Origin of the sequence: Micromonospora sp. NPDC093277, from assembly GCF_044765245.1 — a bacterium.
Lineage (GTDB): Bacteria > Actinomycetota > Actinomycetes > Mycobacteriales > Micromonosporaceae > Micromonospora.
In genome coordinates this window covers 33,909-53,980 of sequence record NZ_JBIWJO010000010.1, presented here as the reverse complement: position 1 = coordinate 53,980, position 20,072 = coordinate 33,909, and the positions used below count along the sequence as shown (strand labels likewise).

Annotated in this window: 18 protein-coding genes, 1 tRNA gene and 1 pseudogene; 11 read left to right on the top strand and 9 right to left on the bottom strand. The window is 73.6% G+C overall.

From position 1 onward, the window contains the following. Window positions 1-56: 56 nt before the first annotated feature. From ACIRG9_RS22145 to argS, 3 genes are read right to left on the bottom strand one after another with little or no spacing between them, the layout of a single operon-like run. Window positions 57-1,370, bottom strand: a complete 1,314-nt coding sequence (locus ACIRG9_RS22145; protein WP_402859445.1) for a homoserine dehydrogenase — start codon at window positions 1,368-1,370, stop codon at window positions 57-59. Window positions 1,371-1,378: 8 nt separating this feature from the next. Continuing rightward, window positions 1,379-2,764: a diaminopimelate decarboxylase gene (gene lysA / locus ACIRG9_RS22140; protein ID WP_402858893.1), complete on the bottom strand. Its 1,386-nt coding sequence runs from the start codon at window positions 2,762-2,764 to the stop codon at window positions 1,379-1,381. A gap of 4 nt (window positions 2,765-2,768) precedes the next feature. After that, entirely contained in the window at window positions 2,769-4,436 is a 1,668-nt protein-coding gene (gene argS / locus ACIRG9_RS22135) for an arginine--tRNA ligase (RefSeq protein WP_402858890.1), read from the bottom strand. A gap of 97 nt (window positions 4,437-4,533) precedes the next feature. Between argS and ACIRG9_RS22130 the strand changes: the two genes are divergently transcribed. The 4 genes from ACIRG9_RS22130 (at window position 4,534) to ACIRG9_RS22115 (ending at window position 7,144) form a co-directional block, all read left to right on the top strand. Beyond that, complete coding sequence (locus tag ACIRG9_RS22130; protein WP_402858887.1) at window positions 4,534-5,352, top strand: DUF3105 domain-containing protein; 819 nt, start codon at window positions 4,534-4,536, stop codon at window positions 5,350-5,352. A 10-nt stretch (window positions 5,353-5,362) separates the two neighbouring features. Beyond that, window positions 5,363-6,031, top strand: coding sequence for a DUF305 domain-containing protein (locus ACIRG9_RS22125; RefSeq protein WP_402858884.1), 669 nt, complete (start codon window positions 5,363-5,365; stop codon window positions 6,029-6,031). Between the two features lie 183 nt (window positions 6,032-6,214). Beyond that, window positions 6,215-6,910: a winged helix-turn-helix domain-containing protein gene (locus ACIRG9_RS22120; protein ID WP_402859442.1), complete on the top strand. Its 696-nt coding sequence runs from the start codon at window positions 6,215-6,217 to the stop codon at window positions 6,908-6,910. A 162-nt stretch (window positions 6,911-7,072) separates the two neighbouring features. Then, window positions 7,073-7,144 (top strand) — tRNA-Arg (locus ACIRG9_RS22115). Between the two features lie 53 nt (window positions 7,145-7,197). On the opposite strand, the gene ligD is transcribed toward ACIRG9_RS22115, so the two are convergent. Together ligD and ACIRG9_RS22105 are read right to left on the bottom strand one after the other, a co-directional pair. Further along, window positions 7,198-8,157, bottom strand: coding sequence for a non-homologous end-joining DNA ligase (gene ligD, locus ACIRG9_RS22110; protein ID WP_402858881.1), 960 nt, complete (start codon window positions 8,155-8,157; stop codon window positions 7,198-7,200). A gap of 49 nt (window positions 8,158-8,206) precedes the next feature. Next, window positions 8,207-8,986: an isocitrate lyase/phosphoenolpyruvate mutase family protein gene (locus ACIRG9_RS22105; protein WP_402858878.1), complete on the bottom strand. Its 780-nt coding sequence runs from the start codon at window positions 8,984-8,986 to the stop codon at window positions 8,207-8,209. A 53-nt stretch (window positions 8,987-9,039) separates the two neighbouring features. On the opposite strand from ACIRG9_RS22105, the gene ACIRG9_RS22100 reads away from it, so the two are divergent. Further along, on the top strand, window positions 9,040-10,476 hold the full coding sequence (locus tag ACIRG9_RS22100; RefSeq protein WP_402859439.1) for a PLP-dependent aminotransferase family protein: 1,437 nt from the start codon (window positions 9,040-9,042) through the stop codon (window positions 10,474-10,476). Here the strand turns inward: ACIRG9_RS22100 and ACIRG9_RS22095 are convergent. Then, window positions 10,457-11,932 (bottom strand): MFS transporter, encoded by a 1,476-nt coding sequence (locus ACIRG9_RS22095; protein ID WP_402858875.1) that lies wholly within the window; start codon window positions 11,930-11,932, stop codon window positions 10,457-10,459. The genes ACIRG9_RS22100 and ACIRG9_RS22095 overlap by 20 nt on opposite strands. 79 nt (window positions 11,933-12,011) lie before the next feature. On the opposite strand from ACIRG9_RS22095, the gene ACIRG9_RS22090 reads away from it, so the two are divergent. The 3 genes from ACIRG9_RS22090 (at window position 12,012) to ACIRG9_RS22080 (ending at window position 15,279) form a co-directional block, all read left to right on the top strand. Continuing rightward, on the top strand, window positions 12,012-12,407 hold the full coding sequence (locus tag ACIRG9_RS22090) for a winged helix-turn-helix transcriptional regulator (protein ID WP_402858872.1): 396 nt from the start codon (window positions 12,012-12,014) through the stop codon (window positions 12,405-12,407). A 77-nt stretch (window positions 12,408-12,484) separates the two neighbouring features. Beyond that, the gene (locus ACIRG9_RS22085) at window positions 12,485-13,030 is read left to right on the top strand and encodes a TetR/AcrR family transcriptional regulator (RefSeq protein ID WP_402858869.1); all 546 of its coding nucleotides are present in this window, start codon (window positions 12,485-12,487) and stop codon (window positions 13,028-13,030) included. Between the two features lie 35 nt (window positions 13,031-13,065). Further along, entirely contained in the window at window positions 13,066-15,279 is a 2,214-nt protein-coding gene (locus ACIRG9_RS22080; RefSeq protein WP_402858866.1) for an MMPL family transporter, read from the top strand. A gap of 115 nt (window positions 15,280-15,394) precedes the next feature. Here the strand turns inward: ACIRG9_RS22080 and ACIRG9_RS22075 are convergent, their stop codons facing one another. Continuing rightward, window positions 15,395-16,651 carry an erythromycin esterase family protein gene (locus ACIRG9_RS22075; protein ID WP_402858863.1) on the bottom strand — a complete coding sequence of 419 codons (1,257 nt, stop codon included), beginning with the start codon at window positions 16,649-16,651 and terminating at the stop codon, window positions 15,395-15,397. Between the two features lie 127 nt (window positions 16,652-16,778). On the opposite strand from ACIRG9_RS22075, the gene ACIRG9_RS22070 reads away from it, so the two are divergent. After that, complete coding sequence (locus ACIRG9_RS22070) at window positions 16,779-16,970, top strand: DUF2795 domain-containing protein (RefSeq protein ID WP_402858860.1); 192 nt, start codon at window positions 16,779-16,781, stop codon at window positions 16,968-16,970. Window positions 16,971-16,989: 19 nt separating this feature from the next. Here ACIRG9_RS22070 and erm read toward each other — a convergent pair. Together erm and ACIRG9_RS22060 are read right to left on the bottom strand one after the other, a co-directional pair. Further along, window positions 16,990-17,775 (bottom strand): annotated as a pseudogene (gene erm / locus ACIRG9_RS22065) (ErmE/ErmH/ErmO/ErmR family 23S rRNA (adenine(2058)-N(6))-methyltransferase); the annotation flags it as partial. Between the two features lie 397 nt (window positions 17,776-18,172). Further along, window positions 18,173-19,087 carry a Gfo/Idh/MocA family protein gene (locus tag ACIRG9_RS22060; RefSeq protein ID WP_402858857.1) on the bottom strand — a complete coding sequence of 305 codons (915 nt, stop codon included), beginning with the start codon at window positions 19,085-19,087 and terminating at the stop codon, window positions 18,173-18,175. 190 nt (window positions 19,088-19,277) lie between these two features. On the opposite strand from ACIRG9_RS22060, the gene ACIRG9_RS22055 reads away from it, so the two are divergent. Then, a complete protein-coding gene (locus ACIRG9_RS22055; protein WP_402859436.1) occupies window positions 19,278-19,673 on the top strand; it encodes a hypothetical protein in 396 nt (131 codons plus the stop codon). Further along, window positions 19,666-20,070 (top strand): hypothetical protein, encoded by a 405-nt coding sequence (locus ACIRG9_RS22050; protein WP_402858854.1) that lies wholly within the window; start codon window positions 19,666-19,668, stop codon window positions 20,068-20,070. Before ACIRG9_RS22055 ends, ACIRG9_RS22050 begins: the two co-directional genes overlap by 8 nt. Window positions 20,071-20,072 lie beyond the last annotated feature (2 nt).

The following is a 20,072-nucleotide window of genomic DNA, read 5'->3' as shown; positions in this document are numbered from 1 at the left end:
GGTTCCCGGACCGGCCGCCGGCACACCCCGACCTAACCATCAGGCGGGACGGGAAGCTACACCCCGCCCTCGACCCGCAGCACGCTGGTCACCGAGCGGACGATCGCCAGCCCGCGCAACTCCCGCACGGTGGCCGCGAGCGCGGCGTCCGGCGCCACGTGGGTGACGATGACCAGTTCGGCGTCCTCGCCCCGACCGGCCGGGCCGCCACCCGCCGGCCCCTGCCGCACGGTGGCGATGGAGACCTCGTGCCGGGCGAAGACCCCGGCCACCGCCTCCAGCACACCCGGCCGGTCGGCCACGTCGAGGCTGATGTGGTAGCGGGTGAGCGCCTCTCCCATCGGCCGCACCGACAGGTCCGCGTACGCCGACTCGCTGGCGGCGTGCACCCCGGCCAGGCGGTTGCGGGCCACCGCCACCACGTCGCCGAGCACGGCGCTGGCGGTCGGCGCACCGCCCGCGCCCCGGCCGTAGAACATGAGCTGCCCGGCCGCCTCGGCCTCGACGAAGACCGCGTTGAACGCGTCGCCGACGCTGGCCAGCGGGTGGGTCCGCGGAATCATCGCCGGATGCACGCGCACGCTGACCGTCTCCCGGCCCGCCGCGTCGGCGCCCCGGGCGGCGATGCAGAGCAGCTTGATGGTGCAACCCATCGCCTTGGCGCTGGCCACGTCGGCGGCGGTCACCTCGGTGATGCCCTCGCGGTGCACGTCGGCCGCGGTGACCCGGGTGTGGAACGCCAGCGAGGCGAGGATGGCGGCCTTGGCGGCGGCGTCGAAGCCCTCCACGTCGGCTGTCGGGTCGGCCTCCGCGTAGCCCAGTTCGGTGGCCTCCTCCAGGGCCTCGGCGAAGCCGGCGCCGGTGGCGTCCATGGCGGAGAGGATGAAGTTGGTGGTGCCGTTGACGATCCCGGTGACCCGGTTGATCCGGTCGCCGTGCAGCGACTCGCGCAGCGGCCGCAGCAGCGGGATGGCCCCAGCGACGCTCGCCTCGTAGTAGAGGTCCGCGCCGCCCTCGGCGGCGGCGTCGTGCAGCGTCGCGCCGTCCTCGGCGAGCAGCGCCTTGTTGGCGGTGACCACGCTCTTGCCCGCGCGCAGCGCCTCGACCAGCCAGCTCCGGGCCGGCTCGATGCCGCCGACGACCTCCACCACGACGTCCACGTCGTCCCGCTTGATCAGCCCGAGCGGGTCGGTGGTGAACAGTGCGGGGTCGACCGGCAGGTCGCTGCGGTCCCGGCCGAGCCGGCGTACGGCGATGCCGGCGATCTCCAGCGGGGCGCCGATCCGGGCGGCGAGGTCGGCTGACTGCTCGTGCAGCAGCCGTACCACGTCACCGCCGACCGTGCCGCAGCCGAGCAGCGCCAAACGCACAGGTGCCGTCATCCCACATCCAATGCGAGCAGGTCCGCTTCCGTCTCCCGGCGGACGATCAGCCGGGCCCGACCGTCGCGGACGGCGACGACCGGGGGCCGCGGGACATGGTTGTAGTTGCTGGCCATGCTCCGGCAGTAGGCCCCGGTGCCGGGTACGGCGACAAGATCTCCGGGCTGGACGTCGGCGGGCAGGAATTCATCCTTCACCACGATGTCCCCGGACTCACAGTGCTTTCCCACCACTCGGGCGAGCATCGGTTCCGCCGACGAGGCCCGGTTGGCGACCGTCGCCGAGTACGACGCGTCGTAGAGCGCGGTGCGGATGTTGTCGCTCATCCCGCCGTCCACGCTCACGTACGTCCGCAGGCCGTCGACGTCCTTGGTGGTGCCGACCTGGTAGAGGGTGAGCACGGCGGGGCCGACGATGGCCCGGCCCGGCTCGATGGACAGGTGCGGTACGGCCAGGCTCTCGGCCGCGCACTCCCCGTCGACGATCTTGCGGAGCCGCTTGGCCAGCTCGTGCGGCGCGGCCGGGTCGTCCTGGGTGGTGTACGCGATGCCGAAGCCGCCGCCCAGGTCCAGCTCGGGCAGTTCCACCCCGCGGGCGTCGCGGATCTGCGCCTGGAGGCTCAGCACCCGGCGGGCGGAGACCTCGAAGCCGCTGGCGTCGAAGATCTGTGAGCCGATGTGCGAGTGCAGCCCGCGCAGCTCCAGCACACCCTCGTCAATGATCTTGAAGGCCGCCGCCGCGGCCGCCCCGCCGGCCAGCGAGAAGCCGAACTTCTGGTCCTCGTGCGCGGTGGCGATGAACTCGTGGGTGTGCGCCTCCACCCCGACGGTGACCCGGACCAGCACCTTGGGGCGCACCCCCCGCTCGCGGGCGAGCGCGGTGAGCCGGTCGATCTCGGCGAACGAGTCGACGATGATCCGCCCCACCCCGGCGTCCACCGCCCGGGTCAGCTCGGCCACCGACTTGTTGTTGCCGTGGAATCCGATCCGCGCGGGCTCCATCCCCGCCGACAGCGCGGTGGCCAGCTCACCACCGGTGCAGACGTCGAGGAACAGGCCCTCCTCGGCGATCATGCGAACCACCGCGCGGCAGAGGAACGCCTTGCCGGCGTAGTAGACGTCGGCGTCGGGGAAGGCGGCCCGGAACTCGCGGCAGCGCGAGCGCAGGTCGTCCTCGTCCAGCACGTACGCCGGGGTGCCGAACTCGGCGGCCAGGTCGCGGACGTCCAGGCCGGCGACCACCAGCGCGCCGTCCGCGCCGCGCGTGACGTGGCGCGGCCACAGTTGCGGCACCAGGGCGTTGACGTCGACCGGGGTACGCAGCCAGGCGGGCCCCCGGTGGCCGATCTCGCCGTGCAGAGCACCGGCCTCGTGCGCGCGCACCGGACTACATCCGTTCCGGCGCGGAGACGCCGAGCAGGTGCAGGCCGTTGGCGACGACCACCCGGGTCGCGTCGAGGAGCCAGAGCCGGGCCCGGTGGGTGTCGGTGATCTCCTCGTCGCCCCGGGGGTTGACCTGGCAGCTGTCGTAGAACCGGTGGAAGGCTGGCGCGACGCTCTCCTCGAGGTAGCGGGCGACCCGGTGCGGCTCGCGCAGCTCGGCGGCGGTGGCCACCACGGCGGGAAACTCGGCGAGCGCCTTGAGCAGCTCGTTCTCCTTCTCGTGGCCGAGCAGCTCCGGGTGGAACGCGTCGGCGTCACCGCGGGTCAGCCCGACCTCGGCCGCGTTCCGGGCCACCCCGGCCGTCCGCGCGGCGACGTACTGCACGTAGTAGACCGGGTTGTCGCGGGTGGCCCGGGTCCACAACTCCACGTCGATGTCGATCGGCGAGTCGCTGGAGTAGCGGGCCAGCGCGTAGCGGGCGGCGTCCACGCCGATCGCGTCGACCAGGTCCTCCAGGGTGACCACGGTGCCGGCCCGCTTGCTCATCCGCACCGGGGCGCCGTCGCGGACCAGGTTGACCAGCTGGCCGATGAGGATCTCGAGGTTGACCTCCGGGTCGTCGCCGAAGCAGGCGGCCATCGCCCTCATCCGGCCGAGGTAGCCGTGGTGGTCGGCACCCAGCATGATCACCACACGCTCGAAGCCGCGTTCGCGCTTGTCGAGGTAGTAGGCGCAGTCGGCGGCGAAGTAGGTCCACTCGCCGTTGGACTTGCGCAGCACCCGGTCCTTGTCGTCGCCGAAGTCGGTGGTGCGCAGCCAGGTCGCCCCGTCGGCCTCGAAGATGTGCCCCTGCTCCCGCAGCCGGACCAGCGCCTTTTCCAGCTCGCCCCGGTCGTGCAGGTCCTTCTCGTTGAAGTAGGTGTCGAACTCGACGCCGAAGTCGCGCAGCGACGACTTGATCTCGTCGAACATGAGCTGGACGCCCTCGACCCGGAACACCTCCTGGGCGGCGGCGTCCGCCAGCTCCATCACCTCCGGCCGGCGCTTGACCACCTCGGCCGCGATCTCCGCGATGTACGCGCCGCCGTAGCCGTCCTCCGGGGCCGGCTCGCCCTTCGCGGCGGCCAGCAGGGACCGGGCGAAGCGGTCGATCTGCGAGCCCGCGTCGTTGAAGTAATATTCCGTGCCGACCTCGGCGCCGGTGGCGCGGAGCAGCCGGCTGAGGGCGTCGCCGACGGCCGCCCAGCGGACACCGCCGATGTGCACCGGGCCGGTCGGGTTCGCCGAGACGAACTCCAGGTTGATCTTCTGGCCGGCGAGGGTGTCACTGCGGCCGTACTCCGGGCCGGCCTCGACGATGACCTTGGCGAGCTGGCCGGCGGCGGCCGCGTCGAGCCGGATGTTCAGGAAGCCCGGGCCGGCGATCTCCACCGACTTGATCCCCGGCGCCCGCCCGAGCTGCTCGGCCAGGGCGGCGGCCAGCTCCCGCGGGGATACGCCCACCTTCTTGCTGAGCTGCAGCGCCAGCGTCGAGGCGTAGTCGCCGTGCTCAGGGTTACGAGGTCGCTCGACGGTGGTCTGCGCGGGCAGCGCGGCGCGATCCAGGCCCCGGTCTTCGAAGACGGCGTGGGCTGCGGAGAGGACGACCTCGGCGAGTTCTGCGGGAGTCACCGATCCATGTTATCGGGGGTAGACTCGGGCACCGCGGCGGCGACCAGCATGTGAACCGGGTCGCGGCTCCCCTGACCGACCGACCTGACGAGGCACGATGAGCATCAGCACCCCGGGCGGCCCGGAGCGCCGTCCGACCGTGGTCAGCACCGGCAAGAAGCCGGCGGCCGGCCGGCCGGCCGCGGGCGGCAAGCCCGCCGGCGACAAGGCGGGGGCCGGCAAGGGCACCCCGAGGGCGGGCGCAGGCGGCAAGGGACGCAAGCCGATCGCGCCGGTGAAGGTCAGCCAGGGCCGGTCGTGGGGGCCGATCGCGCTCTTCGTCGCGGTCGGCGTGCTGGCCGTCGGCATCATCGGGGCGGGTGCCTGGGCGGTGTACCAGGGCGCCCAGCCGTGGGAGAAGCGGGCCGACGCGATCAAGGGCGTGGTCGACTACCGCAAGAAGGACAAGGATCTGGTCACCGGCGGCCGGCACGAGCAGGGCGCGATCAAGTACGACGTCCTCCCGCCGGTGGCCGGGCCGCACAACCCGACCTGGCAGAACTGCATGGGCGACGTCTACGACGCCCCGATCGCCAACGAGCACGCGGTGCACAGCCTGGAGCACGGCACCGTCTGGATCACCTACCGCCCGGACCTGGCGGCCGACCAGGTGGCGAAGCTCAAGGCCAAGGTGCAGGGCAAGGAGAAGCTGATGCTCAGCCCGTTCGAGGGGCTGGACAAGCCGATCTCGCTGCAGGCCTGGGGCTTCCAGCTCAAGGTCGACAACGCCGACGACAGCCGGATCGACGACTTCATCAAGACGCTGCGGGTGAACGCCTCCGTCGAGGGGCCGAACGCCAACTGCGACCAGGGCGTCACCGCCACCGGCACCACGCCGCGTGACCTGGGCAACCAGATGGACCAGCCGACCCAGTGAGGACGCCGCGATGACCGCTGCCGTGACCACGGACACCGACCTCGACGAGGCCCCGACCACCGATGACGGTGGCCGGCGGGGGATTCGCCGCTTCGGCACCCTCGCCCTGGCCGCGGCCGTCGTGGTCGGTCTCCTCCTCGGGTACGCGGGCGGCCTGCTCACCCCCAGCTTCACCCGTCCGGGTGACAACTCGGTGGAGGCCGGCTTCGCCCGGGACATGACCACCCACCACGCGCAGGCGGTGGCGATGGGGCTGATGGCCTTCCAGCAGGGCGAGGATCCGGAGGTACGCCAGATCGGCGGCGACATCGCCACCGGCCAGCAGGGTGAGATCGGCACCATGCAGACCTGGCTGCGGCTGTGGAAGCTGGACCCGACCGGCGACCAGCCGCCGATGGCCTGGATGTCGGACGGGGCCGCCGTGGTCAAGGACGGCCTGATGCCGGGCATGGCCACGCCGGACGAGATGACGAAGCTGCGGGAGGCGCGGGGGCACGAGTTCGATCTGCTCTTCCTCCAGCTGATGATCCGGCACCACCTGGGCGGGGTCCACATGATCCAGGGAGTCCTCGACGGGGGGCACGACAAGGACGTGCTGCTGGTCGCGCAGACAATGAAGAACACCCAGCAGACCGACCTGACCAACCTCCAGGCCGCGCTCAAGCGGCTCGGCGGCTGAGCCGGTCACGTCTGTTCCGAGGGCCCGCGTCGGGAACGACGCGGGCCCCTCGCATGCCTGGAGTCATCTTTGCCCGTTATGCCGGATTATAACGTTTTGGCGCTGTCCGACCCATAGTGCGCCTTGGAGACTTTTCTCCCCACATATCGTGACCAGTTGCGATTCGGGCTCGTTGCGCAGGACGTGGGGGTTGCACTCAGAGACGCAGGGCGGTCGGTGACCAGCTGGTGCCGACGCCACACCATCGGCGGTGACGGGGCGGTGGCAGCCGTCCGTCGCGGACAGCGGCCGGGCGAGTCGGGAACGCTCAGCCGCGAACAGGAACTCGACCTGATCGACGCGCTACGGGGCGTCCACCCCGACGAGTTCGGCCTGGACGAGGAGCTCTGGACGCGACAGAGCCTGACCACCCTCATCCAGCGCCGGTTCGACCTGGCGATGGACGCCGGCACGGTCGGGGCGTACCTGCGGGCCTGGGGGTTGGGTCCGCGGGAACCCCGGGAGCGCGCCTGCGGGCTCTGCGTGGGCGCGGTCGAGCGCTGGGTACGCACCGAGTACCCGTCGATCACCGGGGCCGCCCAGGAGCACGCCGCGGAGGTCTACTGGATCGGCCGGATACGACTGCGCGGCACCATGCCGGCGGCCGACGTGATCTCGGCGGTCTCCTCCCGGGGCCGGGTGCGCTTCATGATCACCACACCCTCGGTCGACCCGCCGCTCCCGCGCGACTTCGTGCTGCGCCTCAGTGGCGCCGAGGAGCGCACGGTGCACCTGATCGTCGACGGCTCGTGGCCCCGCAACGAGTGGCCCCGCCGCCTTCCCCGGCGCATCGTCCTGCACCCGCTCCCCAGCTGCGGCCGCTCCCTCGCCGCCGCCTGACCCGCCCCGAATCTCCTCCGATGATCATGAGGTTGGCGGCGTTGATGATCTCCGTGGCTGCCGCCAACCTCATGATCAGCGGTGGCGGTGGGGGCGGGGCGGCGCGCGGGGTGCCGATTGGGTGATCCGGAGGCGGGTTTGCTACTCTTCTCGGGTCGCTGAGCCCCCGTAGCTCAGGGGATAGAGCACCGCCCTCCGGAGGCGGGGGCGCAGGTTCGAATCCTGCCGGGGGCACAGACACCAGAAGCCCGGGCCGTCGGCCCGGGCTTCTTCCGTGTCCACAGCGGTCAGCCGGCCTCGCGGCGGGCCTTCGCCCGGCGTTTACCCTCGTGCATCGCCTGTACCCGGGCCACCGGGATGGCCCGCCCCTCGGCCACCAGGTCGTCCGGTAGCCGCTGCGGAGCCGGCAGCGCCGCCGCCCACGGATCCCGCTCGGCGACCAGCGCCGGCACGGTCCGTACGGTGAAGTCGGCGGGCGTGACCGATTCCAGGTCGTCCCAGCCGACCGGGTACGACACCGGCGTACCCGGCCGGATCCGCGGGCTGTACGCCGCCACCACCGTCGCCCCGTACGCCCGGGTCGAGTCGACGAACACCCGACCGCCCCGGTCTTCGACGATGAAGGCGGTGGTGGCCAGCGCCGGGTCGAGCCGCTCGGCGTGGACGGCGATGGCCCGGGTCGCGGCGGCGGCCTCCTCGGCGGTGGTTCCGGCGTCCACCGGCACGATCACGTGCACGCCCTTGGCACCGCTGGTCTTCACCGCCCCGGCCAGCCCGACGTCGGCGAGCGCCTGCCGGACCAGCAGTGCGGCCCGGACCGCCGCGCCGAACGAGTCGCCCGGGGGCGGGTCGAGGTCGAGCACCAGATGAGTGGGGTGCTCCGGCCGGCCCGCGAGGCCCAACGTGGCGTGGTACTCCACCGCCCGCTGATTGGCGAACCAGAGCAGGGTCCGCCGGTCGTCGCAGAGGGCGTACGAGATCCGGCGGCGGGACGCCTCCGCCCACACCGAGGTGCGGCGCACCCAGTCCGGGGTGTACTTCGGCAGGTTCTTCTGCATGAACGGGTCCTGCCCGGGCCGCACCCGGACCACCGAGAGCGGCCGGTCACGCAGCTCCGGCAGGATCCGCTCGTGCACGGCGTCCAGGTAGTCGACCAGGTCGCGCTTGGTCGCCCCGGCCCCGTCGAACAGCGGCTGGTCCAGGTTGGTCAGCGATACCCCGTCCCGGGTCTCGTCAGCGGTGGCCATCCGTTCACCTTTCCGGCCCGGGGACGCCCCGGCAACCCCGACACCCGGTCTACTCCGCGTCCGGAAACACCTCGCCACCGGCCCGGATCGCGGCGAGCATCTCGACGGTACGGGCGCGGGCGGCCGCGTACACGCCGGAGCCGAAGCTGATCCGGGCCACCCCGAGGGCGGCCAGCTCGGCCACGGCCGGCGCGCCGGGGCGGGCGAACACGTTGACCGGAGCGTCCGCCTCGGCCACCAGGGCCCGGATCGCCGCCGGGTCGGCCAGCACGATCGGATAGACGCAGTCCGCGCCGGCCGCCCGGTAGCGGCGGGCCCGCCGTACCGCCTCGGCGAGCCGCCCCGCCGGCGGCCCGTACGCCCGCAGGTGCACGTCCACCCGGGCGTTGAGCACCAGGTCCACCCCGGCCTCCCGGGCCGCCGCGCGAACCCCGGCGAGCAGGTCGGCCTGTTCCTCCACGTCGCACAGTTCCCGGGTACGCGGGTCGGAGTCCTCGATGTTGCACCCCACCGCGCCGGTGGCCAGCAGCCGGTCGACCAGTTCGGCCGGGCGCAGCCCGTACCCCCGCTCCAGGTCTGCGGTGACCGGGACGGGCACGGCGGCGGCGATCCGGGCGACCGCGGCGAACATCTCGCCCGCCGGGGTGGCCTCGTGGTCGGCGTGGCCGAGCGCCTCGGCGACCGCGCCGCTGCTGGTCGCGACGGCCGGGAAGCCGGCGGCGGCCACGGCCCGGGCCGACCCGGCGTCCCAGGCGTTGGGCAGGATCAGTGGATCTCCAGGGCGGTGCAGCGCGCGCAGCGCCGCGGCCCGCTGGCTCAGCTCGATCATGCGGCGATTCTCGCCGGGTGCGGTGTCCGGCCCTAAGCTCCAATTCCGTGCCGATGGACTGGGCCGATTTCGGCGTCGACCTGCACCTGGAGCTGGACGCGAGCGGCGGCCGGCGGGCCGGGCTGGAGCGGGCGCTGCGCGACGCCATCCGCGACGGCCGGCTGCCGCCGTCGACCCGGCTGCCGGCCACCCGTGTGCTCGCCACCGAGCTCGGGCTGTCCCGGGGCACGGTCAGCGCCGCCTACGACCAACTGGTCGCCGAGGGCTGGCTGGTGGCCCGGGTCGGTGCCGGCACCGAGGTCAGCCCGCTGCGCCAGGCCGCGCCGGCACCGGCCGCGCCGCCGGCCGGGCCACCACCTTTCCGGTACGACCTGCGCCCCGGCAGTCCCGACGTCGGGCTCTTCCCGGTCACCGCCTGGCTGCGGGCCACCCGGCGGGCGCTGGCCGTGGCCCCGGCCGAGGCGTACGGCTACGGCGATCCGCGCGGCCGGCCGGAGCTGCGGAACGCGCTCGCCGGCTATCTGGGGCGGGCCCGCGGTGTGCTCGCCGACCCGGAGCGGATCGTGGTCACCACCGGGTACGTCCAGGCGCTGGTCCTGCTCACCACCGTGCTCCGGGACGCCGGTACGCCGACCATGGCGATGGAGGACCCGGGGCTCGCCTTCCACCGGGAGGTGGCCCGCCGCCACGGCGGAACCGTGCTGCCGCTGCCGGTGGACGACCGGGGTGCCCGTACCGACCTGCTCGGCACCGGGCACCTCGCCCGGGTGGGCGCCGCGGTGGTGACCCCGGCGCACCAGTTCCCGACCGGGGTGACGCTGCACCCGGCCCGCCGGCACGCGCTGGCTGACTGGGCCCGGAGCACGGGCGGCCTGGTTGTCGAGGACGACTACGACGGCGAGTTCCGGTACGACCGGCAGCCGGTCGGCGCGGTCCAGGGCACCGCCCCCGAGCAGGTCGCGTACGTCGGCACGGCGGCGAAGACGCTGGGTCCCGCGCTGCGCCTGGCCTGGCTGGTGCTGCCCGCCCGGCTGGTGGATCCGGTGGTGCACGCCAAGCGCCACCTCGACCTGCACACCGAGACGATCGGCCAGCTCGCTCTCGCCGACCTGATCACCATGCACGGCTACGACCGGCAGATCCGTACCGTCCGGCGGCGCTACCGGCAGCGGCGGGACCTGCTGCTGGACCGGCTGGGCGGGCTCGGCGGGCTGGGCGGGCTGGGCGGGCTGGGCGGGCGCTTCGCCCTGAGCGGGATCTCGGCGGGCCTGCACGCCACCGTCCACCTGCCATCCGACGGCCCGCCCGAGGCGGAGGTGCTGGCGGCGGCCGCCGCGCGCGGGCTCGCCCTCAGCGGGCTGGGCGGGCACCGGCACCACCCGACGGACCGGCCGCCTGGCCTGGTCGTCGGGTACGCCCACCCGCCGTCGCACGCGTACCCGGCGGCGGTGGAGTTGCTGGCCCGGGTGCTCACCGACCTGAGTGCCTGACCCTGACCCCGCCGAGGGTGGTGCTCGCCTGCGCGGGCGCTTCGGATTCGGCGGGCGCGGGCCGGCGGGTCGACCGGCCGGTGAGCAGGGCGACCAGCAGGGCGGCGGTGACGAGGGCGGCGCCCACGGCGAACGCCGTACGGTAGCCGGCGGCGAGGGCGGCGACCTGGTCCACGCCGGCGGCGCGCAGCGTCCCGGTGCGGGTCGCGGCCAGGGTGGCGAGGGCGGCCAGCCCGACCGCGCCGCCCACCTGCTGGGTGGTGTTCGCCAGCCCGGAGGCGAGCCCGGCGTCGGCAGGTGGGGCGCCGGCCATGGCGAGGGTGGTGACCGACGGCAGGGTCAGCCCACCCGCGACCCCGAAGACCAGCATGGCCGGGAGCACGTCGCGGGCGTAGGCGGCGTCCACCGGGAGGCGGGCCAGCAGCAGGAAGCCGACCGCCGCGAGCGCCAGCCCGCCGGCCAGCACCGTCCGGGCGCCGAACCGGGCCACCAGCCGGCCGGCCAGCCCCAGCGACACCGCCGCGATCACCAGCGGCGCGGGCAGGAACGCGAAGCCGGTGGCCGCCGGGTCCAGGCCGAGCACGAGTTGCAGGTGCAGCGCGAGCAGGAACTGGAAGCCGAAGTACGCGGCCACCATCAGGAACTGAACGGCGTTGGCGGCGACCAGGCCGGGCGCCCGCAGCACCCGGGTCGGCAGCAGCGGGGCCACGGCGACCCGTTGCCGGGCCGCGAAGCCCGCGAGCAGCGCCACGGCCAGCCCGGCCGCGCCGACGGTACGCGGCGCGACCCACCCCTGCTCCCCGACGCCGACGATGGCCAGCACGGCGGCCATCAGCCCCGTCGTCACCAGCACCGCGCCGAGCAGGTCCAGCCCGGCCCGCAGACCGACACCGGAGTCCGGCGCGATCAGCCGTACGGTGGCGGCCAGGATCAGCACGCCGATCGGCAGGTTGATCAGGAAGATCGACCGCCAGCCGGCCAGGTCGGTGAGGACGCCACCGACCAGCAGGCCGAGCGAGGCGCCGGCCGCTCCGGTGAAGCTGAACACCGCGATCGCCCGGGCCCGTTCGGCCGGCTCGGGGAAGAGCCGGACGACCATGCCGAGGCCGACCGCGGTGGTGAGCGAGCCGCCGACGCCCTGCGCGAACCGGGCGGCGACCAGGGTGGCCGGCCCGACGGCCACCGCGCAGAGCAGCGAGGCGAGGGTGAACAGGGCGACTCCGGCCAGGAACACCTGCCGCCGGCCGAGCAGGTCGCCGAGGCGCCCGGCGAGCAGGAGCAGGCCGCCGAAGGCGACCAGGTACGCGTTCACCACCCAGGCCAGTCCCGCGGCGGAGAAGCCGAGGTCGGCCTGGATCGCCGGCTGCGCCACGGCGACGATGCTGCCGTCCAGGATGATCATCAGGCTGCCGGCGCAGAGCACCAGCAGCGCGGGCCAACGGTTGGTCCCCGTCATCGAAGTGCCTCCTTGGTGCATGTTTTGTTACCGAGGCCATGGTCTGTGACCATCAGGCGGAGCGGAAGGAGGCACTTTCGTGTCCCAGGAGAACAGCTGTGTGACCGTGACCGCCCAGCAGGCGCGGGCCTGCACGGTGCGGGAGGCGCTGGACCGGGTCGGCGGCAAGTGGAGCATCGGCATCCTGATCGCGGCCTCGCGGGGACCGATCCGCTTCACCGAACTGGAGCGGCAGGTGGAGGGGATCAGTCGCCGAATGCTCACGCTGACCCTGCGCAACCTGGAACGGGACGGCCTGCTGCACCGGCACGTGTATCCGACCGTCCCACCGAAGGTGGAGTACACCGCCACCCCGATGGCGCTGGAGCTCTACGCGTCGCTGGTGGCGCTGACCGAGTGGGCGGAGCGGCACCGCGCGGCGATCAGCGCAGCCCGGGCGGCGTACGACCGGCAGCACGGGACGCCGGTCGGGTGAACGGTGTGGCGAAGACCACCCGAGGAGTCTGACCGATCGGTCAGGCGCTGACCGATCGGTCAGGCATGCTGGACGGCATGGCACGGCCGGTACCGGAGACCCACGACGACATCCTCGCCGCGGCGGCGCGACGTTTCGCCGTCACCGGCTACAAGGGCACCTCGTTGCAGGACATCGCCCGCGAGGTGGGCTGTTCCAAGGCCACCGTGCTGTACCACTTCGCCAACAAGGAGGCGCTGCTCGGCGAGCTGATGGCGCCGGCCATCGCGGTGCTCGAGGCACTCGACGCGCGGATCGCCGGGCACACCGGCGCCGACGCGCAGCGGGTCGCCGCCGAAGGCTTCGTCGACCTGGCGGTGCGTCTCCGCCGGGAGATCGCGCTGTTCCGCGGCGAGTTCCCCGACCTGCTCCGGCAGCCGGCCTTCGCGCACATCCAGCAGATCTCCGAACGGCTCGTCGAGGCGTTCGCGGGCCACTCCGACCGCCCGTCGGCGCGGATCGCCGCGCTGGTCGTGCTGGCCGGGATCGCCGAGACCTGCGCCGAGTTCATCGACATCCCCGACGAGGTGCTCCGGCCCGCGCTGCTGGCCGTCGTCCACCGGGCACTCGAACCCACCAACTGATCCCAGCTCCGATCCTGAGGAACAAAGGAAGCTCCATGGCGACCCTGCTCTACCGGCTCGGCCGGGCATCGTTTCGCCGGCGGCGGCTCGTCGCCGTCGTCTGGCTCGTCGTGCTCGTCGGCCTCGGCGCCGCCGCGCTCACCCTCAAGGGCCCGACGGCGAGCAACTTCACCATGCCCGGCACCGAGTCGCAGCGCGCGATCGACCTGCTCGCCGAGCGCTTCCCCGCGGCCAGCGGGGCGACCGGCACGATCGCCGTCAAGGCACCCCAGGCCGGTCAGCTCGGCACCCCGCAGGGGCAGGCCGTGATCAAGCAGGTCACCGAGGAGGCGGCCACCCTGCCCGGCGTGGTCGGCGCGGTCGACCCGTACCAGGCGCAGGCGCTGACCCCGGACGGCCGGTACGCGCTGATCCAGGTGCAGTTCGCCGGGCGCGCGGACGAGGTGACGGACGCGCAGCGCACCGCGTACGAGAAGGTGGGTGCGCAGGCCGAGGCGCAGGGGTGGCAGATCGCCCCCGGCGGCGAGGTCCTCAACGCCGAGCCCGAGGTCGGCTCGACCGAGGCACTGGGTGTGCTGGTCGCCGCGATCGTCCTGATCCTCACCTTCGGTTCGCTCGTCGCGGCCGGGATGACCATGCTGAACGCGCTGATCGGGGTCGGCGTCGGCATGGCCGGCCTGTTCGCGCTCAGCGGCGCGGTCGAGCTGACCAGCACCGCGCCGATCCTGGCCCTGATGCTCGGCCTCGCGGTCGGCATCGACTACTCGCTCTTCATCACCTCCCGGCACCGGCAGAACCTGATCGACGGGCTCTCCCCCGAGGAGGCCGCGGGCCGGGCGGTCGGCACCGCCGGCTCCGCGGTGGTCTTCGCCGGCGCGACCGTGGTCATCGCGCTCGCCGGTCTGGCGGTGGTGAACATCCCGTTCCTCACCGTAATGGGTCTGGCCGCCGCCGGCACGGTGACCGTCGCCGTCCTGGTGGCTATCACCCTGGCCCCGGCGCTGCTCGGCTTCGCGGGCCGCAAGGTGCTCCCCCGCCGACTGCGCCGCCGGGCGGCAACCGGCGGCGGCGCGGAGGCAGCCGGCACCGGCACGGATGCGGTCGGCACCGGCACGGAGGGTCGCGCCGGCTTCGGCTTCCGCTGGGCGCGCTGGGTGACGAAGCTGCGTATCCCGGTCATCCTGGTCGGCCTGCTCGGCCTCGGCCTGCTCGCCCTCCCCGCCCAGGACATGCGCCTGTCCCTGCCGGACGCCGCGACCGCCGCCGAGGGCACCCCGGCGCGGACCAACAACGACCTGATCCAGGAAGGCTTCGGCCCGGGCTTCACCGGCCGCCTCGCGGTGCTCGTCACCGCCGACGACCCGCAGGCCACCCAGGCCGCCGTACCGCAGGTCACCGCGTTGATCCAGAAGACGGACGGGGTGGTCGCGGTGACCCCGCCGCAGTTCGACCCCACCGGCCGGACCGCGTTGCTCGGGGTGGTTCCGAAGACCGGCCCGACCGACGCGGCCACCGAGACGCTGGTGCACGACATCCGCGCCCACGTCGCCGGCATCCGGAATGCCGACGTGCTGCTGACCGGCGCGACCGCGATCGGCATCGACGTGTCGGAGAAGCTCTCCGACGCGCTCCCGATCTATCTGCTGCTGGTCGTGGGCCTGTCGGTGCTGCTGCTGATGCTGGTGTTCCGCTCGGTCCTGGTGCCGGTCAAGGCGGCGCTGGGCTTCCTGCTCACCGTGGCGGCCACCTTCGGCATCACGGTCGCGGTGTTCCAGCAGGGCCACCTGGCCGGCCTGGTCGGGCTGGACACCGCGGGCCCACTGGTCAGCTTCCTGCCGATCCTGCTCATCGGCATCCTGTTCGGCCTGGCCATGGACTACGAGGTCTTCCTGGTCTCCCGGATGCGGGAGGACTTCGTGCACGGTGACACCGCCCGGCAGGCCACCATCAACGGGATGGGGCACGGGGCGCGGGTGGTCACCGCCGCCGCGCTGATCATGATCTCGGTCTTCGGCGGCTTCGTCTTCCTCGACGACCCGGTGATCAAGTCGATGGGCTTCGCGCTCGCGATCGGCGTCGCCATCGACGCCTTCGTGGTCCGGATGACCATCGTCCCCGCGGTGATGTCCCTTCTCGACAGCGCCGCCTGGTGGATCCCCCGCTGGCTGGACCGCGTCCTCCCCAACGTCGACATCGAAGGCGAGTCCCTCCGCGCCCACCTCGCGACCCGCGAACCCGCCGGGGTCTGACCACATCGATCATGGAGTTGTGGCACCGAACAAAGGCCGCAGGGCCGGCATTCCGGGCGCCACAACTCCATGATCGGCCGACTTCCGCGCGCGGGCCGGAAGGAAGAGGGTCGGGTTAGACGCCGGCGGGGTAGGTTTCGGCCTCGCCGGGGGCGGCCAGGGCCGGGAGGGGGTGCAGCGGGGTTGACTCGTCACACCAGATGAAGGCGTCGTAGCGGTCGGCCAGCCGGGTGGGCACGTAGTTGCCCCAGGACTCGAAGCTCGGGTCGTAGACCACCCCGATGGCCCGGTGATCGGCCTCCCCGGTGACCCACTCGGGCTGGTCCGGGCCGCCGAAGACCAGCAGCGCCCGCTCCGGCATCAGCTCGTGCAGCCGCCGCTCCACCGAGCCCTCCCGGGCCGGCGGCACCACCATCGTCTCGGCCGGCGAGCCCCAACGCGGCGCGGCGATCACCGTGCCCCGATAGCTGCCGAAGCCGACCAACGCCACCGCGTCCCGGCCGTACCGCTCCCGGGCGAGCTGGCCGATGTTGACCATCCCGTCCGCCGCCATGTCGGTGGCCCGGGCGTCACCGACGTGGGTGTTGTGTGCCCAGACGATGCCCCGGGAGTCCGGGCCGTAGCGGTCGAGCAGCCGGTCCAGGGTGTCGGTCATGTGGGTGTCCCGGACGTTCCACGACTCCGGACCACCGCCGACCATCGCCCGGTAGTAGCGCTCCGCGCCGGCCACCACCGCCGCGTTCTGCCAGGCCGCGAAGCGGTCCGCGCCGTCGGTGGCGGCCTGTTCCCGGGTACGCGCCAGCAGCCGGACGACCTCCTCCTCGCACCGGGCCGAGACGAACCGGCTGGCCGTGGCGTACTCCTCGAACCGCTTGCCGTACGGCTCGAAACAGCGGTACGCCTCCTGTGCCGCCTCCAGCGAGGACGGATCCTCCTCGCCCAGGTAGTCGAAGATGGCCTGCATGGACTCCCACAGGCTGTAGACGTCCAGCCCGTGGAAGCCGGCCCGCTCCGCCTCGGGGCGGTCCAGGTTCCAGGCCCGCAGCCAGCGGCAGAAGCGGGCCACCTCGGCGTTGGCCCACATCCAGGTCGGCCAGCGTTCGAAGCGCTCCAGCGCGACCTGCGGATCGGCCAACCCGCCCCTCCCGCCCGTCACCGAGCTGTGCACCCGGTCGCAGTCCGGCCAGTCCCCCTCCACCGCGACGAAGTCGAAGCCCTGCTCGGCGATGAGCCGCCGGGTCAGTTGCTCGCGCAGCCGGTAGTAGTCGTAGCTGCCGTGCGTCGCCTCCCCGATCATCACGATCCGGGCGTCCCGGACGCGGTCCAGCAGCGGGTCGAAGTCGCTCGGCGCGCCGAGTCGCTGTACCAGCATGCCCGCGGCTACCCCCGGACCCGCCCGGGCAAACCGCCCGCCGGAGGCAGGGAAGGTCCGCTTGTTATCGCGAGGCGATAACAAGGGGCCCCTGCTTACCTGCGGGCGGAGCGGGTAGCCGGCCGGTATGACGGTCACCGGGATGCAGTGGCAGGAATTCCTGGCCGGGCTCGACTACCCGGTCTCCCGCGAGGATCTCGTCCGCTGGTGGCAGGAGAACGGCGGCAGCACCGAAACGCTGCAGATGCTCAAGGCGCTGCCGGCGGAGGAGTTCGCCTCCCCCGCCGAACTGGACGCGGCGCTGAAGACGTTGGCCTGAGCCCCGGATCGACGGCGTGCAGCAGCCGGAACACCACCAGCCACTGCTCCGGCCAGACCAGGCCAACCGGAATGTCCGGATCGAGCCGGGCGGCACGCAGCGCACCCTCGACCCGGCGGCGCGGGTGGGCGGCACGCAGCGAGGCCGCGAGCGAGCCGCCGACCCCGCCGAAGCCGAGGTCCACCATCCTCCGGTACGCGGGCAGGGCCGCCCGGGGCAGCAGCGGCTCCGGGCGGCGTTCGATGCGCAGGATGCCCCCGTCCACGGCGGGCACCGGGCGAAACGCGGTGCGGGGCACCCGGCCGGCCAGCCGCCAGTGGTGCTCGGGCCAGCTGAGCACGGTGAGGCGGCTCCACCGGCCGTGGTCGCCGGTGCGCTTGCGGGCGTACGCGAGCTGGGTGAGCAGGGTCGCCGACCGCAGGCCGGGCGCGGCGAGGCACCACCGGACCACGGCGGCGGTGAGTGACCAGGGAATGTTGCCGACCACGGCGAACGGCTCGGCGGGCGGATCGGCGGCGAGGAAGTCGGCCGCCTGGATCTGGACCCGCGGCAGGTCCGCGCAGACCGCGGCCAGCCCCGGCAGGACGGCCGGGTCGACCTCGTACGCGATCAACCGGCGGCAGCGGGCGGCGAGCGGCCGGGTCAGCCGGCCGTCTCCGGCGCCCACCTCCAGCAGCAGGTCGTCCGGGCCGGGGCGGGCCGCCCGGACCATCCGCGCGACGGCGGCCGGATCGGCGAGGAAGTTCTGGGACAGTACGCGACGGGACCGGTCGCGTGCGGTGGTACGGGGTCGGCGGGGCGCCACAAGATCGTCCTGTCTGTCGCCGGACGGCGACGGTACGGACAGGCAGCGCGGAGCGGGGCCTGTCCGAGTGGAATCGGGACTCGGACGACCCTGGAGAGTCGGCGGAACGCGAAGGCGACACGCGGCAGTCACCGGACCCGCGTCGGGGCCGGCGGCACCGGACCTGCCACCGGCAGGCGGCAGGCGACGGCCGGCCCGGTTCACGGGCCGGCGGTGCGGACGGTCAGGTCAGGCGCGGTGGGCGTTCCGGCCGGCCAGGGCCGGACGCCGGACTCGCGGACGGGCGACCAGGAGGAGGCCCCGCGCGGCCGGCGTGACGGCCACGTCGATCAGGGCATGCGTACACATGGCGGCCAGGCTAGCGGCCCGCCCGCCACCGCACCAGGCGATTTCCGGCTCAGAGGTCGACCGTGCGGCCCTGGGCGCGCGCGGTCTCGGCGGCGTCGAGCACCGCCACCACCTCCCGGCCGAACCGGACGTCGCAGCGGTGGTCCCGGGTGCCCGCCTCGACCTCCTCCAGCAGCTGGTCGATCGCCGTGCCGAACGCCTGGAGGGCACTGCCGTCGCCGGGCGGGACGGTCTCGGTGCCGTTCTCGCCGAAGAAGACGAAGTCGTGGGTGGTCGCCTCGGCCGGCGCGTCCAGGGTGAGCGAGAGGGTGCTGGTGGCGCCGCCGTCGTGGGTGAGCAGCAGGTGCACCAGGCCGCTCGGGCCGTCCATCGCGGCCACCCGGTTTACCCGGCCGAGCACGGGCAGGATCAGCGACAGCGCGTGCGGGCCGATGTCCCAGAGCGCGCCCCGCTCCCGCCGCCACGGCGAGTTCCCGTACGGGTTCCCCGGCTGGAAGATCGAGGCGAACATGGTGGCCCGGGCGTGCTGCCAACCGCCGGCCGCCGCCGTCGAGGCGAGGAAGCCGGTGACGTTCGGGTGGAAACGCTGGGTGAAGAAGACCACCGAGGCCACCCCGGACGCCTGCGCGGCGGCGACCACCCGGTCGGCCTCGGCGAGGCTCAACGCCAGCGGCTTGTCCAGCAGCAGGTGCCGCCCCGCGGCGGCGGCCCGGACGGCGATCTCGGCCTGCACGTCCGGCGGCAGCGCGACCGCGATCGCGTCACAGGCGGCGAGCAGCTCGTCGACGTCGCCGAAGGCGGGTACGCCGTGCCGGACGGCCAGCGCGGCGGCCTTCTCCGGGTCCCGGCCCCAGACCCCGGCCAGCTCGGCCTTCGGGTGGGCGTCGATGGCCGCGGCGTGCGTCTCCGCCGCCCAGTAGCCGGTGCCGAACAAGCCGAACCGCAGCACGTGTCCCCCTGCCATCGTCGTCCACCACGGCGTAAGCCCGTGGCCGTGATCCACGGTAGTCGTCCGGCCGGTGCCACACCGCCCCGACGCGGCAGGCGACCTCGCCCGCGATCCGCGCCGGCCGCCGGGCGAGCCGGGCGACGGTGGCTACTACGACCCTTAGTAGGCTGTGCCGGTGAATGGGACTGCTTCGCCGGTGGCGTCGATGACCAGCGCCGCGGCGGCCGGCTCGCCGGTGGACGGGATCCTCGCGACCGTCGCGATCGTGCTGTCGCTCGTCATCGCCGCCTGGGCTCTGGTGGCGGCGCTGCGCCACCGGGCACCGGACCGGCTCCAGTTCGTCGGGCTGGCCGCGCTGGAGGCGGTGCTGCTGGCGCTCTCCGTGCTGGCCCTGGTGGCGATCGGCGGCGGCGAGCGGCCGGGCGAGCCGGGCGCGTTCTTCGGCTACCTGGTGACGCTGGTCTGCCTGCCGCCGCTGGCCTGGGTGCTGGCCCGGATGGAGCCGACCCGGTGGGGCTCGGCCATCGTCTGCGCGGTCTGCCTGGTCACCCCGGTCGTGGTGGTCCGCCTCCAGCAGACCTGGGAGGTCGTCGGTGGCTGAGCCGCGTACGACGAACCGGGGACCGGGCCGGCTGCTGATCGCGGTCTACATCCTCTTCGCCATCGCCGCGACCTCGCGGGCGGGCCTGCAGATCGCCACCAAGTTCGACCAGGCGCCGGTGGCGTACCTGCTCTCCGCGGTGGCCGCGCTGATCTACATCGTGGCGGCGGTCGGACTGGGCCGGGCCGGTCACACGGGTCGCCGGGTCGCCCTGGCCTGTCTCTCGGTGGAACTGCTCGGGGTGGTCGCGGTCGGCGTCCTCAGCGTGGCCGACAAGGCGCTCTTCCCGGACGCGACCGTCTGGTCCGGGTTCGGCAGCGGCTACGGCTACATCCCGCTGGTCCTGCCGATGCTCGGCCTGTACTGGCTCTGGCGCACCCGCCGCGACCCGGCCTGACG

Excerpts from the sequence above, each read along its gene's own strand:
- ACIRG9_RS22130 (WP_402858887.1), top strand. The coding sequence starts at position 4,534 with ATGAGCATCAGCACCCCGGGCGGCCCGGAGCGCCGTCCGACCGTGGTC.
- ACIRG9_RS22125 (WP_402858884.1), top strand. The coding sequence starts at position 5,363 with ATGACCGCTGCCGTGACCACGGACACCGACCTCGACGAGGCCCCGACC.
- ligD (WP_402858881.1), bottom strand. The coding sequence starts at position 8,157 with ATGGCCACCGCTGACGAGACCCGGGACGGGGTATCGCTGACCAACCTG.
- ACIRG9_RS22105 (WP_402858878.1), bottom strand. The coding sequence starts at position 8,986 with ATGATCGAGCTGAGCCAGCGGGCCGCGGCGCTGCGCGCGCTGCACCGC.
- ACIRG9_RS22100 (WP_402859439.1), top strand. The coding sequence starts at position 9,040 with ATGGACTGGGCCGATTTCGGCGTCGACCTGCACCTGGAGCTGGACGCG.
- ACIRG9_RS22095 (WP_402858875.1), bottom strand. The coding sequence starts at position 11,932 with ATGACGGGGACCAACCGTTGGCCCGCGCTGCTGGTGCTCTGCGCCGGC.
- ACIRG9_RS22085 (WP_402858869.1), top strand. The coding sequence starts at position 12,485 with ATGGCACGGCCGGTACCGGAGACCCACGACGACATCCTCGCCGCGGCG.
- ACIRG9_RS22080 (WP_402858866.1), top strand. The coding sequence starts at position 13,066 with ATGGCGACCCTGCTCTACCGGCTCGGCCGGGCATCGTTTCGCCGGCGG.
- ACIRG9_RS22075 (WP_402858863.1), bottom strand. The coding sequence starts at position 16,651 with ATGCTGGTACAGCGACTCGGCGCGCCGAGCGACTTCGACCCGCTGCTG.
- ACIRG9_RS22070 (WP_402858860.1), top strand. The coding sequence starts at position 16,779 with ATGACGGTCACCGGGATGCAGTGGCAGGAATTCCTGGCCGGGCTCGAC.
- ACIRG9_RS22060 (WP_402858857.1), bottom strand. The coding sequence starts at position 19,087 with ATGGCAGGGGGACACGTGCTGCGGTTCGGCTTGTTCGGCACCGGCTAC.
- ACIRG9_RS22055 (WP_402859436.1), top strand. The coding sequence starts at position 19,278 with ATGACCAGCGCCGCGGCGGCCGGCTCGCCGGTGGACGGGATCCTCGCG.